Source organism: Curvibacter lanceolatus ATCC 14669 (assembly GCF_000381265.1).
Classification (GTDB): domain Bacteria; phylum Pseudomonadota; class Gammaproteobacteria; order Burkholderiales; family Burkholderiaceae_C; genus Curvibacter; species Curvibacter lanceolatus.
On sequence record NZ_KB906283.1, the window covers coordinates 48661 to 63039 of the forward strand.

At 57.1% G+C, this 14379-nt stretch carries 13 protein-coding genes; 11 read left to right on the forward strand and 2 right to left on the reverse strand.

Annotated features, from left to right (window positions below):
- Positions 1–2: 2 nt before the first annotated feature.
- Entirely contained in the window at positions 3–3692 is a 3690-nt protein-coding gene (locus tag F624_RS35190; protein ID WP_157443690.1) for a hypothetical protein, read from the reverse strand.
- Positions 3693–4105: 413 nt separating this feature from the next.
- Between F624_RS35190 and F624_RS0129250 the strand changes: the two genes are divergently transcribed.
- The 7 genes from F624_RS0129250 to F624_RS0129280 all read left to right on the forward strand — a co-directional run bounded on the left by F624_RS0129250 (position 4106) and on the right by F624_RS0129280 (position 9573).
- On the forward strand, positions 4106–4594 hold the full coding sequence (locus F624_RS0129250) for a JAB domain-containing protein (protein WP_019577936.1): 489 nt from the start codon (positions 4106–4108) through the stop codon (positions 4592–4594).
- A gap of 87 nt (positions 4595–4681) precedes the next feature.
- A complete protein-coding gene (locus F624_RS0129255) occupies positions 4682–5002 on the forward strand; it encodes a glycine zipper domain-containing protein (RefSeq protein ID WP_031256693.1) in 321 nt (106 codons plus the stop codon).
- 104 nt (positions 5003–5106) lie between these two features.
- The gene (locus F624_RS0129260) at positions 5107–6075 is read left to right on the forward strand and encodes a DUF932 domain-containing protein (RefSeq protein ID WP_019577938.1); all 969 of its coding nucleotides are present in this window, start codon (positions 5107–5109) and stop codon (positions 6073–6075) included.
- A gap of 159 nt (positions 6076–6234) precedes the next feature.
- Positions 6235–7239 carry a YqaJ viral recombinase family nuclease gene (locus F624_RS0129265; protein WP_019577939.1) on the forward strand — a complete coding sequence of 335 codons (1005 nt, stop codon included), beginning with the start codon at positions 6235–6237 and terminating at the stop codon, positions 7237–7239.
- Positions 7240–7335: 96 nt separating this feature from the next.
- Entirely contained in the window at positions 7336–8400 is a 1065-nt protein-coding gene (locus F624_RS0129270) for a recombination directionality factor (RefSeq protein ID WP_019577940.1), read from the forward strand.
- 263 nt (positions 8401–8663) lie between these two features.
- Positions 8664–9017 (forward strand): hypothetical protein, encoded by a 354-nt coding sequence (locus tag F624_RS0129275; RefSeq protein ID WP_211224191.1) that lies wholly within the window; start codon positions 8664–8666, stop codon positions 9015–9017.
- Between the two features lie 226 nt (positions 9018–9243).
- Positions 9244–9573 (forward strand): hypothetical protein, encoded by a 330-nt coding sequence (locus tag F624_RS0129280; RefSeq protein ID WP_019577942.1) that lies wholly within the window; start codon positions 9244–9246, stop codon positions 9571–9573.
- 114 nt (positions 9574–9687) lie between these two features.
- Here F624_RS0129280 and F624_RS0129285 read toward each other — a convergent pair whose 3' ends face one another.
- Positions 9688–10431 carry an IclR family transcriptional regulator gene (locus tag F624_RS0129285; protein WP_031256696.1) on the reverse strand — a complete coding sequence of 248 codons (744 nt, stop codon included), beginning with the start codon at positions 10429–10431 and terminating at the stop codon, positions 9688–9690.
- Between the two features lie 149 nt (positions 10432–10580).
- Between F624_RS0129285 and F624_RS0129290 the strand changes: the two genes are divergently transcribed.
- The 4 genes from F624_RS0129290 to F624_RS36315 all read left to right on the forward strand — a co-directional run bounded on the left by F624_RS0129290 (position 10581) and on the right by F624_RS36315 (position 14213).
- Positions 10581–11855, forward strand: coding sequence for a Rieske 2Fe-2S domain-containing protein (locus F624_RS0129290; protein ID WP_019577944.1), 1275 nt, complete (start codon positions 10581–10583; stop codon positions 11853–11855).
- Positions 11856–11937: 82 nt separating this feature from the next.
- Positions 11938–12864, forward strand: a complete 927-nt coding sequence (locus F624_RS0129295; protein ID WP_051107586.1) for a Bug family tripartite tricarboxylate transporter substrate binding protein — start codon at positions 11938–11940, stop codon at positions 12862–12864.
- A 7-nt stretch (positions 12865–12871) separates the two neighbouring features.
- Complete coding sequence (locus tag F624_RS0129300) at positions 12872–13651, forward strand: SDR family NAD(P)-dependent oxidoreductase (protein ID WP_031256697.1); 780 nt, start codon at positions 12872–12874, stop codon at positions 13649–13651.
- Between the two features lie 64 nt (positions 13652–13715).
- Positions 13716–14213 carry a ferredoxin reductase gene (locus tag F624_RS36315; RefSeq protein ID WP_281170964.1) on the forward strand — a complete coding sequence of 166 codons (498 nt, stop codon included), beginning with the start codon at positions 13716–13718 and terminating at the stop codon, positions 14211–14213.
- Positions 14214–14379: the final 166 nt, after the last annotated feature.

Genomic DNA, 14379 nt, shown 5'->3' on the forward strand with positions numbered 1-14379 from the left:
TCCTAGTTCGATTTTGCAACAGTATTGAGATCAATTGTCGGACCATTTGGTATGGCATTTGGCAGAAGGCCATTCCTCTTCCTTGGTGCCTTACGCACCTTTGTAGCAGCAGCGGCCTTCGCCGCGCGTCGCTGCCGCTGCTGTCCGAGATTGAGCACAAGAAAGACGACCTTAACCTCACCAAAGTCTGCGGCGTACCGTGCGACGAAGCCTGGTGGCCGGGAGTCCTCATGAGGGATCGGTTCGTGCCCACGATAGGTAAACCCTGGAGGGCTGACTGTCTTAGCAGATACCTCAAGGAACTGCATTAGCGACTGCTTGTCTTCGAGGTAAGCGTAGGTGAGATGAAAAAAGATCCTCGGACTGCCATACCCAAGCAGCTTCTGGAAATGACTCTCTAGTTCAGCCTTCATCGCATCTTGCGTGAGCGGTCTGCTGCAGATTACTGCTTCAATTAGGGCAAGCACAGAGCTTCCCCATGAAACGAGCAAATCTCGTTCGCCGGCATTGCCTTTGCCGCTGAATCCACCTTTCGACTGATCGCTAACTGACCAGCCTAAAAAATGAACACGGGCCGCCAACAATTGCTGCACAAAGGCAGTCAGATCGTCTTCGACAGAGTCAATCTGGACACCCTTCATCATCGGAACGAGGGAGACGACAGCATCAGCGGCAGCGCGGACATAGTCGATCAGCAAGGCTTCGAACGGGTCAGTCCCTTGTTGAATTACTCTAGCTTGCTCCGTAGGATTCATTAGTCGAAAACGAGAAATCGCAGCGGTGACATTTTTGACCAAATCCTCATGCAGAGAGATGCCGGGCACCGAGAGGAATTGAGCCCCGCTTGCAATGTGACTCCGCGCAGCCGTAAGCAAGTCAGTTCTTCCGATAGTGTGTTCTGCGACGTCCAGCGCCGCAGTGGCCTCCGACTGCCGCCCCAATCTGGCAAGAGCTATTGCGCGATAAGCAGCCGCAGTGTCCTGCAAGCGAACAAACGTCACGGCTGATAGGATGGCAAGGGCCTGGCTCGGCTCCGCCAAGGCAAGCATCAGTAGCGCGCGATTACATTCCAAAGCTTCATCGAAGGAAGCTGCGGGAAGTAGCGAAGTCATCCGCTCAACTTCTGCAATCGCCTTCTGCCCCCTACGGATGTTCTCTCCATTCAACATTCCAAAACTATCTGCGTGAAGCAGGTCGCCAATTTCGGCAGCCAACCAGTTTGTGGCAAAGCCGAGAGATGGTCGCTCATCGAAGAGATTCGCAAACAGTGCTTTGGCCGACGCAGGATTTGGCTTCGGCCCCTTAATCAGCGCGAGTGCACGAAACTGCCGCAAAGTCTCGTTTGCGACGTCCCGGTCATGCGATGAAGAAAAGTTCGGTATCACCATAGCCATAATCGCTGCCCAATCCTCTCGAAGGAAAAGGAGGCGAACTTGGTTCCGGAACCGGACGACTTCGCGCCCGGGGATTGGGCCCATAGTCTTGAGATCGATTTCAGCCGCCATGTAGCGTGCTGCAGCATCTCCGGCGCCAGCAGTGAGCAGCTCATCAATTCGAGCCTGCATTTCCGGAAGGGAATGAATTGCTCCCGCGTCAATCGGCGCAATTGCCGCGATGCGACCTTCGATGTCAGGACGAAGACGGGGTGGGCTTCTGGACAGCAACTGCGCCAGGATGAGCGGCTCATCTGTCTCGAGGATCACTGCCAACAAAGCTTCTTGTCGATCACGGCTAAGTAACGCCAGGGTAGCCGCAAGATCAGCAGCCAGTGGCCGATCGGAGTTTGGCGTTACGACATGATTCTCGAAGTGTGGAGCAAACGCGGCGACTCGCCCCTTCTCCTGGTGGTGTAGCGCGCCCGTACGAACAGCAGTGGTCAGGGCTTCAAACAGATCTGCAGGCACATCGCCAGCTCCACCGATGATGGCGCGACAGAGAATCCGGATATGCGCTCTTAACGAACGCCCAATCGAATGTTGAATTATGAGCTCATTGTCTTGATTGGTCTCCGCAGTCAGTCGAGCGCGAACATCCTGGGGGTAAAGGAACTTCGTGCGCAGTTCTGGTGTTCGCTCAGAGATTCGGGCCAGCGTGACTGCACCAGACGCCCCTATCCGGTGAGTCGACAGCGTGTAATCGCCCGTGGCGATTGAATTCGCGTAGGCAATCACTATAGCGTGCGCATCTACTTCATCCTCAATGCCACCAAGATAGGAAAGATCGAGCACAGCGGCAAACTCAGACGCCCCCACCCCTGAATGTAAGCCTGGCCCGTCGAGCGATTGCACCATAGCCAACACAATGGGATTGGCGCACCTTGCAATCTCACTGCGAAGCGTCGCAATTAGCAAGTCGGAACTACCAACGTCATCAATAAAGCCTGGCCCGGCTCGACCATGTAGCCAACTAAGCAATGCCGCCGCCTCACCAGCATGCGCTTGTCCCTTGCGCATATGTTCTCCGAGTATCGAGACCGCATCAGCAAAGGCTTCCGCCTGGCCATCTATGTGGTCACGCTCCACGAGCAGACGATCCCAAGCGCCGGTTGGCGACCTCCACTGAGCGATCAAGAGGCAAGCAAGACCTGAACTTGGAGGATAAAGGACAAGGTCTGCGAGTAGCCTTGGGCAAGCTTGGACCCGAAACAACAAATAAATGAAGAGCTCGGCACGATCAATTGCCAGATCGACTATCTGAGCCGCGGCGGCATGAGGTGCAGGCGAATATTCTTCAGCTTCAACATCGGCAAGGAGTAGCCTAGCCAATCCGAATAGATCCCGGCAGATGGCCATTGAATCGTATGCATGAGCTTCAATTACTCTAGACTGCAACCAAAGAGCTCTGTCTACCAGGGTATCGGGAGGTTGTGGAAATCGAGACTCGGCGTTGGCTGGAGTCACGCTCTGCGCTAGCGCCGTCTTCCTAACGTAGAGATCGCGCGTTTCGGCCCATCCGCCCAAACTTTGCTCAGTCGTGAGCACTCGAAATGCAGCCTCTCGAAATGTCTTGGCGTCCGGCCCGCCCCAAGCCGCCCTTGGAACGATTGACGGGGAATCCAAGAAGCGCCACAAGTCCATCCATCGACGAAGAGCGCTATCCGCAGTTGTCTCTTGTGCCAAGGTCCTTTCCCAAAGCCTTGCGGCAACCCATTCAGGCGTTCGCGCCAAGATCTCGTGTGAATTGTTGGCTGCAACCTCAATCGCCTCGACCAACTTGCGCAACTCAGGGACCTCGCGAACGCCACCGCCTGTATCGTAGCGCCACTCGTCAAGAGCCGACAGGAGTAGCTTGAGGGCATCCATTACACCTGCCGGAGCCTGCCGTATAGCCACGCGGAGATCAAGTTCAATTTCAACACGACCCCAAATACGACGTAACCAGCCAAGATCGGCTACCGCTTGGAGGTCTGCCGGTTCATTTGCGCTCGGTTGTGCATCGACATAAGCGGCCTCTGCCAGAGACCAATCTGCATTTGAAGAAATCCTCAAATCAGCCAGTAACCGGAGCACCAAATCGTCCGATGTCACTTCTCGGTCTGGATCGATAAACCGAGACCACGGGACAACACGCAGCTTACTCGCAAAGCGATCTCGCAAAATCCGCCGGGTCTCGGTTGGGACGTGCTCAAAACTAGAGAATCGATTCATTGATGATGAGTTCGCGAGTAATTTTTTCCAGGCTGTCAAATTCACCAGCTACCATCATATTGTTCTTGATGAGCGATACCCTGAGCTACTTCTTGCCAGGCACAAGATCGCCGACGCAACTTGGTGCCCACTGCATTCGATGCCCGCTTTTGATGGATTCGTGCAACTTATGCATCCGTACGTGGATGGTTCATATCAGTCAGAAGCAGCCATCAAAGCCGGACGGAGACTTGACTCCAAACATTTTCAGTCACATATGACGACTGTGAACCAAGACAAAAGGTCTTGATTCCGACGGCCTCCTGACCACCCACGTCCCTATGAAGCCCGGCTCACCCACAGGTGACCGGGCTTTATGCCGTCTAGGCATTGCTGCAACCCACCCAATTCATTCCTTCATTCAACCCGGGCCCCGCGTGCTTCCCGCACCGGGGCCTTTTCCTTTTGGAGATCCCACCTTGAACACTCTGTCAATTTCACCCAACCCCATCAACGCCCCGATCAACGCCTACGCCCGCCCTCCCCTGGTCTCCCAGGCATTGGCACTTCTCGCCGGAGAAATCCGCCAGTCCTGTTACCTCAGCAGCCCAGTCGCGGTCCGCGACTACCTGCAACTCCTCCTCGCCGACAAACCCCACGAGGTTTTCGTGGTGGTCTTTCTGGATTCCCAGCACCAGGTTCTCGACGTCCTGGAAATGTTCCGGGGCTCCCTGACACAGACCTCGGTTTACCCACGAGAAATCGTTATCGAGAGCCTGGCCAGAAATGCCGCCGCCGTCATCCTGGCTCACAACCACCCCAGTGGTTCGGCAGATGCATCGACTGCCGATCGGGCACTGACCTCCACCTTGCAAACGGCCCTGGCACTGGTTGATGTCCGCGTTCTCGATCACTTCATCGTGACCCGAACCCGGGCACTGAGCTTCGCAGAACAGGGGCTGCTTTGAAAGCCTGTGGCTTCGCGGCCTCCACGTCCATTTCCTTCCCCTCATTCCTCGACTCCTTCCTCAACCCATTTTTTGGAGATCTTCCCCATGACTACCTGTCCTCATTGCAATTCCACCCATATCGAAACTCGCGACATCGGCAAGACCACCGGTGGTGTCCTGGGTACTGCTGCCGGCGCCGCCAGTGGCGCAGCCGGTGCCTGGCGTGGCGCCAAGGCTGGTGCTGTCGTTGGCGCATTTGCCGGTCCTGCCGGATCTGCTGTTGGAACCATGGCCGGCGCTCTGCTGGGAGCGCTATTCGGTGGTGCCCTCGGCTGCGAAGTTGGCACCGCCGTCGGTTCCCACGTCGACCAGAACCTGCTCGACAACCTCAAGTGCCGCGACTGCGGTCACACCTTCTCGGCTTGAAGCACTGCTTCTGCTGAGACCGAGTCCGCTCCCTTTCCCTTTTCCCATTTCGCTTCTGCCTCCTCTTTCACGTCCTCTTTTCATTCATTCGAAAGGATTTCCCCATGGCTCATCTGCTTCAATCCATGGCCTATGTGGGTGCCGCTCCCTGGCACGATCTGGGCAACGCACTGCCTCCCAAGCAATCCATCGAGGTCTGGGCCCAACAAGCCGGTATGGACTGGTCAATCTGCTCAACCCCGGTTCGCTACCTGGCGGACCAGGTCGGAGCTCTCGGCTCCATCATGTCGTTTGAGGACCAGAAGGTTCTCTACCGATCCGACACCAAGGCTGCCCTGGCAGTGGTCGGCAACCGCTACCAGGTCGTCCAACCCAAGGAGGTCCTGGAGTTCTACCGGGACCTGACCGAGGTCTCTGGCTTTGAGCTCGAGACGGCGGGTGTCCTAAAGGAAGGTCGCAAGTTCTGGGCTTTGGCCAAGACAGGCAAGTCTGCTGTCCTGAAGGGATCCGACGTGGTCAACGGCTATTTGCTGCTGGCCACGTCCTGTGACGGCACCTTGGCCACGACGGCTACCCCGACCACAGTCCGGGTAGTCTGCAACAACACTCTCACCATTGCACTGAACGGCGCCACCAGCGCCATCAAAGTGCCCCACAGCACAAGCTTTGACGCCCAAGCCGTCAAGAAGCAACTCGGCATTGCCGTGTCGCAGTGGGACAGCTTCATGTACCGCATGAAGACGCTCTCCGAGCGCAAGGTGAAGACCCACGAGTCTATGAACTACTTCCTGAAGGTGCTTTGCAACACGGATGGACACACCGATCCAAGCGGTGGCTTGATCAACGAACGCGCATTGAAGAAGGTTCAGGCCCTGTACGACGGTCAAGGCCGTGGTGCTGAGTTGGCTGCAGCCCAGGGCACGGCCTGGGGATTGCTCAACGCAGTGACTGAGTTTGTGGACCACGAGCGTCGAGCTCGGTCTCAGGAGTACCGCCTGGACAGCGCCTGGTTCGGCCAGGGGGCCAACCTCAAGCAACGGGCGCTGGATCAGGCACTGCAGCTGGTCTCATGAACTGGCGACAGCGTTTTCTTTCCCTCTCCGCTTCCGATTCCTCAACCCTGCCTTCGACGGCATAGCCCCGGCCCCTTTGATGGGACCGGGGCTTTTTGCTTTCTGGGGTGGGTTTGTTGGGGTCTTTGTTCTTTCTCTCAACCTACTTTGGAGATTTCCATGGCGACATTGCATGCATTGGTGAACAAGCCTGTTCGCCCTCGTCCCGCCTTGAAGCTCGTCAAGACGGCCGACCTCAACCGGGATCAATGGCTGGCCGTTCGCCAGCGTGGCATCGGCAGCTCCGACGCTGGGGCAGCTGTCGGGCTCAACCCCTATCAATCCCAGCTCGAACTCTGGATGGTCAAGACCGGGCGTGGAGGCGCCCTGCCCTTTGACGATTCCAACGATGAGAGCAGCCCCATGTACTGGGGCACCCTTCTGGAGCCCATCGTGGCGGCCCACTACACCAAGCGCACCGGCAACCGGGTTCGCAAGGTGAATGCCGTTCTGCAGCATCCGGAACACCCCTGGATGTTGGCCAACCTCGATCGCGAGGTCGTAGGCTCGCCTGGAGTTCAAATCCTGGAATGCAAGACAGCCGGCATCAATGGCGCCCGTTTGTGGAAACACGGGGTGCCCGAGTACATCCAGCTTCAAGTCATGCACCAGCTCGCAGTGACCGGCAAGCAGGCCGCTGACGTGGCGGTTCTGATCTGCGGCCAGGAGCTTCAAGTCCATCGTATCGAGCGCGATGAAACCATGATCACCCAACTCATTGAGTTGGAGCGGCAGTTTTGGACTTTGGTCGAGGAGGACAAACAACCTTCGGCTGATGGATCGGACTCCGCTGATCTGGCGCTTCGCTGCCTGTATCCCCGGGATTCGGGAGCCACCTTGGACCTCTCTGAAGACTTGGAGATGTCAGGGGTGTTCTCGGACCTGGTGGCGGTGCGTGAAGTACTGACCACCAACACCGCTTTGGAGGCTCAGTTGAAACAACGTATTCAACAGCGCATGGGAGATGCCTCCCGTGTGGTGTTTAAAGGCGGCGATATCAGCTGGAAGCGCAGCAAGGACGGCAAGGGCCTGGACACGGAGAGGTTGCTCAAAGACCAGCCCGACCTGGCAGAGCGCTACGCCCTGACCAAGCCTGGATCTCGACGGTTCTTGGTCAACACCTGAATGGTGCCACCAGCACAAAGGCCTGCCCAGCGGCAGGCCTTGTTTGTTTCAACCACTGGACTGGGCAAAGAACTCAACTTTTGAAAGGAGCACACCATGCTCAAAGGACTGGCATTGACGCCGCCCATCATTGGCCGCATCTCCATCGGACGTGTGGTGGAGAAGGACGGCAAGCGTCTTCCTGCCAAGGATGACGAATTCACCATCACCAGCCAGGTGCAAATGCGCGGGAGCTGGGTCAACCATCCCTTGGACGAAGCGCTGCGCAAAAACAAGGGCCGAGCTGAACGTGAAGACGGTACCGAGGAGCACATAGAGGGCTCACCCACCGGAAGCAGCAAGCTCCGGAGCATTCCCGTGCGCTTGCTGTTTGACGACCCGGACTTGAACCTCCGGGCTCAGTACACCTTGTTTGACCGAGTCTCAGGTCGGCCCGTGTGCGTTGGCAACGGAGAAACCTGTCGGCGCGCCACAGGCAGCGGCGTCCAAACTCTCCCCTGCTCGTCGCCTGAATCGTCCGAGTGGAGTGGCGACCGGGGGTGCAAGCCCTTTGGGCGCCTGAATGTTCGCATTGACGTGGAAGATCAAGAAGGAGATGTCCACCATGACGAACTGGGTAGCTTCGTGTTCCGGACCACTGGGTTCAACAGCATTCGGACGCTGGCTGCGCGATTGAAGTACTTCCAGGCAATCTCAGGTGGGGTGTTGTCGACGATGCCTCTGGAGCTTCGGCTCCGGGGCAAGTCGACCACGCTGTCCCGGCGAGCTGCAATTTACTACGTCGATCTGACCGTGAGGTCGGGGATGACGGCCAGTGAGGCGGTACTGCAGGCCAAGAGCGCTTGGGAGCGCCGGCAGGCCACGGGGTTTGACCAGGTGGCGCTTGATGCTGCTGCGCGTGAAGGACTGAGTCTGGGGGCGTTCGAAGAGTCGGAAGAGGACGGGCCGGCCGTCGTGGAGGAGTTCTTCGCTCCGCCACAGGATGAGCCTCCGGATCAACCTCGGAATGAACCTCAGGTTGACCAGGCCGAACACCTGACACCCGGACAGGATCAACGCCCCGGTCGCCCTGCCCGCTCAGCCCTGGCGGCCAAGCTGGGACGACGGTTGGAGCGCAGCCAGTCCACGCAAACCGATCTGGGTCAACAGGCCTCGGTCTGATCACAACTGGGTCAGCGACGAATCGGCTCGCTGATCTGGAATTTTCTTAACGCCTGCGAACGCGTCGGTTTCGACACGAGCAGCGCTTCTGGGTTTCTTTCCCCCCTTTCCTTCAACTGGATTCTCTGAGGTCACTGGCCTTGACTGTGCTTCGCTCACGCGAGGAACAGCCATGGGCGTTTGACGGATGAAGGGATCGTTTACGGGTGGAATCTGGAAGGTGCGAAGCGCGGCAGCAGGCATTCACATGGAGTCATCACATCATGGATATGTCGATCAACAACAACCAGGACTACACCGCCACCGAACCGCGGGCGTCCTCTTTGCCTCTTTTCAACTTGGGGCGGATCTTTGCAACACCTGGTGCGCTGCAGGTGCTGACCGCCATGCGGCTGTCACCGCTTCGCCTTCTGGCACGTCATGTTCGTGGCGATTGGGGGGATCTGGATGAACATGACCGCGAGCAGAACAAGATGGCGGTGCTCACGGGTCAGAGGGTGTTTGCAGCTTACGAGGTGGAACGAACCATCGACGGCCAGGTCATGAAGCAGAAGTTCTGGGTCATCACGGAGGCAGATCGTGCCAGCACAACGGTCTTGTTGCCCGATGAGTACTGAGTCCACACCACGCCAGGTCGAGCACATCTACTGTGCGGGACTGAGGTTTGATGGGGCTCCATGCTTTGAGGTCCGGGGACTAGGGCCAACCAAGGATTCGAAAGGGTTCTGCCTTGTGACGCATCCGAAGGACAGCCGGGATGGCGGTTTGGGGTGGTGTGAAAGGTTGGCCACCTCACTGCAGGCTAGGCGGCCTGCTTCTCGCAGGGACTGGCAAGCCTTGGGTATGGAGATCCAACGTGGCCGAACCGGGTTGGATGCCGAGGCCATTGCCACCGTCATCCAGCACAGCGGTGTCGGAATCATTCAGCTTCGGACCGAGGCCAAGAACTGGTGGTCCGTCATCTCGGGCATTGAGCTCCATAGGGCCACTGGACTGGTGACCCACTTGCTGTTGCTCGACTCGAGCCAGCCCCTGGCTTGGGGATCTGGATTCAATGCACGGCTGCCGGTGACGGTAGATGAGAACTCCAAATATCGGTGGCTCAGCATGGACGCGGGGACGAGATCAGTGTTGTTCGTGGCTTGGTATTCAATGGCAAAGCGTAAGAATTGAATTGCTTTTTTTCACCCGACTCAGCTCTAGCTGGGTCGGGTAGTTGCGATTCACTTCTTTTTGACCAGACAAGACGTCCGTGAGACATAGGGAAGCCCAAACCAGTAAAGAAATTCACAAACCGAAGATCTTTGACACCTCACGGGACTCAGCCAAAACGAGAGCCACGATCTCAGCGATTCTGACTTCATCAACACGAGCGCTTGGACCATAGACAGCCAATGACCCGAGCACCTTGGTGCTGCCAGCAAAGAAAGGCGCTGCAACAGCAACGGCGCCTTGAATCAATTCATCCTTGCTCACGGCATAACCCGCGTCGTGTATTCGCGCAAGTTCACCTCGGTACGCAATTCTCTCTTCTTCGGGTAGCAACGCCGCAAGGAGCGTTTCCGCCTCCGGTGAAAACGCCAGGATCACTTTGCCACTGGCGCCCAGAGTGATTTTTTCCCGATGCCCCACGCCACGCTTGAAGCTCAGGGCCTGCGCACTTGGAATCTCCGCCACACAAATCCGATCCTGGCCTTGCTGCACCAGCAATGCCACGGTCTCACCAGTCTGCTCCCAGAGTCGACGCATCATCGGCTGAGCCGCTTGGGTCAGATCCTGGCCGGAGGCCCAAACATGAGACAGATGGGCGATTGCAGGTCCTAACTGAAACTGCTGAGGTTCTCCAAATGTGCGCACGAACCCACGCAGCTCAAGCGTCTTCAACAAGCGATACAACGTTGGCCGACTCAAATCGACCCGCTTGAGCAAATCACTGGCCGTCAGTTGCCGATCCTCAGGCTGGAACGCCAAAAGTATGTCCAGCGCGCGATCCACGGCACGAACAGCATCTCCACCTTTTTCTGCAGTCACAGCAACTCCTCAAGTAAACGATTGGAGGGATTGTACGAGTCTGTCCATCAGGTGGACAGACGTATTTTTTATTTGAGCTCCCTCAAGTCTCGACCATATAATGGACATGCGTCTCATCTGGCGTACAACTCAACGAATGGAGATTGACGATGAACAAGGAAATGTCGGAAACATTGACACGTGTGGGCGCGGGCACGCGCATGGGTCAGCTGATGCGGCGCTATTGGGTGCCAGCATTGATGTCCTCTGAAATTGCAGAGCCCGATGGCCCCCAGGTGCGGGTTCAGTTGCTGGGCGAGAAGCTGCTTGCCTTCCGCAACTCGGACGGCAAAGCCTGCCTGATTGATGAGTTCTGCTCACACCGAGGGGTGTCGCTGTATTTCGGTCGCAATGAAGAAAACGGCATTCGCTGCGCTTACCACGGCGTGAAGTTCGATGGTGACGGCAAGTGCGTGGATGTTCCGTCGTCGCCGCAGGCATGCGCACGCATGCATATCAAGTCGTATCCCTGCATCGAACGAGGTGGCATCGTCTGGACGTACATGGGTCCAGCCGAAAAGCAACCCGCGCCGCCGGAGCTGGAGTGGTGCACTCTGCCGGCCAGCCATGTGTTCGTCTCCAAACGACTGCAGTATTCGAATTACCTCCAAGCCATGGAGGGCGGCATCGACACCGCCCACGTGTCTTATGTGCACAGTTTTGAGGTGGATGGCGATCCAATGCACCAAGGTTGCAAGGCCCTGGACTACATCAAGGCGGATGGCAACGTCCAGTTCGAAATCGAGAAGACGCCCTTCGGTCTGAGCCTCTTTGGCCGGCGCAACGGCGAACCCGACTCTTACTACTGGCGGGTAACTCAGTATCTCTTTCCTTGGTTCACCTTGATCGCCCCGTTCGGCACCCATGCGTTGGGTGGACATGTCTGGGTCCCCATCGACGACCACAGTTGCTGGGCATGGAGCATCAATTGGCAGCCAAGCCGTCCGCTGTCAACCGAAGAGCGTGCAGCCATGGCGGCTGGCAAGGGCATCCACGTCGAATACGAAGCACCAGGTAGTTTTATTCCAAAACAGAACCGCGACAACGACTACGGCATGGATCGCGCTGCGCAAAAGGACAAGCGCTCTTACAGCGGCATCTTTGGGTTTGCAGCACAGGACTTCTCGCTTCAGGAAAGCATGGGCACCATCCAGAACCATGAAGCTGAGCAGTTGCTGCCGACCGACAAGGCCATCGTGATGGCCCGACGGATGCTGCATGAAGCAGCACAGGGTTTGCAAGAGGGAATTGAACCTCCAGCACTTGATGCCAGTGCGCAGCGTGTACGTCCTGCTGGCGTGTTACTCCCCAAAGACCAAGATCCTGTCGAATGGGCAAAGGAGCACTTGGCCGACAGCATCCACAAACCCGTCTACAGCCTTTGAGGCTGTGACTACAAATCAAAAGGAGACAACTATGAGATCTCTAAGGCGAAGGCCCTGGATCACGCTGGCCCTCACTGTTTTGATGCAACCACTGGTGGTCTTGGCTCAGGATTGGACACCTACCAAGCCCGTCCGTATTGTCGTGCCCATCAATGGCAGCACCAACGATTCACTGGCTCGCATCATCGCCCCGAAACTGCAGGAAGCACTGGGTCAACCCTTTGTGGTCGATAACAAGCCAGGTGCTGGCGGCAATATTGGTGCGGCAGAAGTGGCGCGATCTGTACCTGACGGGCACACATTACTCGTGGGCTACAACGGCCCACTAGCGATCAATGTCACGTTGTTCGACAAGATGCCCTTTGATCCGCAGAAGGATTTGGCCCCGATCACTCTGGCAGTCAAGTCGCCACAGTACCTCGTCGTCAACACCGACGCCGGCTTTGTGGACGTGAGGGACTTCATCGCCAAAGCCAAGGCCAACCCCACCAGGTACTCGTACGGATCTGTGGCGCTGGGTAGCGCCTCACACCTGACGATGGAAATGATGAAGTCTGCGGCCGGATTCCACATGACCCACATCCCCTACCGGGGTGCAGGCAATGCCATCACGGACCTGATCGCTGGAAACATCCAGGCGGGCTTCTTCGTTCCCGGTAATGTTCAGGGCTTTGTGAAAGAGGGCCGTCTCAAACTGATTGCAACCACCGGAAAGAAGCGCTTTCCCAGCAGTCCGGATGTACCCACCTTGAATGAGGTGGGACTGAAGGATTTCGAGGCAACCTCTTGGATCGGCTTTCTAGCACCAGGAGGAACACCTCCACAGATCATTGATCGCTACAACCGCGAGATCGTCAAGATCTTGAAGCAACCGGATGTCGTCAAGAAGCTGCAGGAGATGGAGTTTGAGATCGTGGCCGGCAGTCCGCGCCAGTTCAGCGATTGGATTGGAACCGAGATCCGGCGTTGGGGCAAGGTCATCAAGGACACAGGCGCCAAGCCGGAGTGAGCAGACCATGACTACACCCAGACTATTAAATAAGACCGCCCTGATCACAGGCAGCGCTGCGGGCATTGGGGCAGCTTCCGCCCGCCTGTTTTGTCAGGAAGGCGCAGCCTTGATGTTGGTTGATGCCAATGCCCAGGCTCTGGCAAGTACACGACAACGGCTGCTGGGCGAGTTCCCAAACGCCAGCGTCTTCACGCTGGCAGCCAATGTCACGGATGAGGCACAGGCCCAATCTGCCGTCGCCCGGTGCATCGCCGAGCGGGGGGGGCTGGACATCCTTGTCAACAACGCGGCCATGCGCAACTATTCGGCCGCAGCCAATGCCACGCCCGAAGAATGGCAAGCCATGGTGTCTGTGAACCTGGTTGGCATGTCCAATTACTGCCGAGCGGCATTGCCGGCGTTACGAAGCTCTGGTTCTGGCAGCATCGTCAATGTCTCCTCGTGCTACGCAGTAGCTGGCCGCCGCGGGATGGCACTGTACGACGCGACTAAGGCTGCGCAACTGGCATACACACGTACGCTCGCTTTTGAAGAGGCTGAACACGGTGTACGGGCCAATGCAATTTGTCCAGGCTCCACCCTCACTGATTTTCATGTCGAGAGAGCGCAGGTCGTCGGTAAAAGCCTGGAGCAACTCAAAGTGGAGCGCAAGGACACCTCACTGATCGGTCGTTGGGCACATCCCGAAGAAGTGGCCTGGCCCATTCTGTGGTTTGCGTCATCCGAAGCGTCCTTCATCACTGGCACTACGCTGATGGTGGATGGCGGTCTTCACATCATGTAAAAGACTCGGGGACATGCAGGGCGTGTCCCCGCCCAGCACGGTTTCAGCTATGACATCCAAGCACATGAAAGCCCTCGTTTTCAACCTGAGGTACGAGGCTCAGGGCGTTATCAGTGTCGAATTGCGACCTGCAGAAGATGGCGTCGAATTTCCACGAGTAGAGGCAGGCGCCCATATCGACCTGCACCTTTCAAATGGCCTCATTCGAAGCTATTCCCTGACCAACCCAGGTGAGTCACGACGCTACGTCATCGCTGTACTCAAGGACAAGAACAGCCGCGGTGGCTCAAGCCATATCCATGAGCAACTGAGAATTGGCCAGACACTTCAAATCTCGACGCCACGCAATCACTTTGCCCTGGACGAAACGGCCAGTCATAGCGTGTTAGTAGCAGGAGGCATTGGAATTACTCCAATTTATTCCATGTTGCAGCGCCTGCGCGACCTCGGTCGGTCTGCCGAACTCATTTATTGCGCGCGCAGCAGAGCAGAGGCAGCCTATCTAGAGTCCATCGAGGCGCTAATGACCTCGGCGCAGGGCCATCCCCCCCCCTGGCGTTGACCTTACATCTCGATCAGGAACAAGGGCGACCACCGAACATGATGGAGTTGCTTGCAGGCCGTTCTCAAGATGCGCATTTTTACTGCTGCGGTCCTGCTCCTATGCTGGACGCCTTTGAACAAGCATGTGAGGCGCTGGGTCAAACCCACATCCATCTAGAGCGCTT

What these genes read in the sequence shown, in the direction of transcription:
- F624_RS0129255 (WP_031256693.1), top strand. Translation starts at nt 4,682, where the DNA reads ATGACTACCTGTCCTCATTGCAATTCCACCCATATCGAAACTCGCGAC.
- F624_RS0129260 (WP_019577938.1), top strand. Translation starts at nt 5,107, where the DNA reads ATGGCTCATCTGCTTCAATCCATGGCCTATGTGGGTGCCGCTCCCTGG.
- F624_RS0129265 (WP_019577939.1), top strand. Translation starts at nt 6,235, where the DNA reads ATGGCGACATTGCATGCATTGGTGAACAAGCCTGTTCGCCCTCGTCCC.
- F624_RS0129270 (WP_019577940.1), top strand. Translation starts at nt 7,336, where the DNA reads ATGCTCAAAGGACTGGCATTGACGCCGCCCATCATTGGCCGCATCTCC.
- F624_RS0129275 (WP_211224191.1), top strand. Translation starts at nt 8,664, where the DNA reads ATGGATATGTCGATCAACAACAACCAGGACTACACCGCCACCGAACCG.
- F624_RS0129280 (WP_019577942.1), top strand. Translation starts at nt 9,244, where the DNA reads ATGGAGATCCAACGTGGCCGAACCGGGTTGGATGCCGAGGCCATTGCC.
- F624_RS0129290 (WP_019577944.1), top strand. Translation starts at nt 10,581, where the DNA reads ATGAACAAGGAAATGTCGGAAACATTGACACGTGTGGGCGCGGGCACG.
- F624_RS0129295 (WP_051107586.1), top strand. Translation starts at nt 11,938, where the DNA reads ATGCAACCACTGGTGGTCTTGGCTCAGGATTGGACACCTACCAAGCCC.
- F624_RS0129300 (WP_031256697.1), top strand. Translation starts at nt 12,872, where the DNA reads ATGACTACACCCAGACTATTAAATAAGACCGCCCTGATCACAGGCAGC.
- F624_RS36315 (WP_281170964.1), top strand. Translation starts at nt 13,716, where the DNA reads ATGAAAGCCCTCGTTTTCAACCTGAGGTACGAGGCTCAGGGCGTTATC.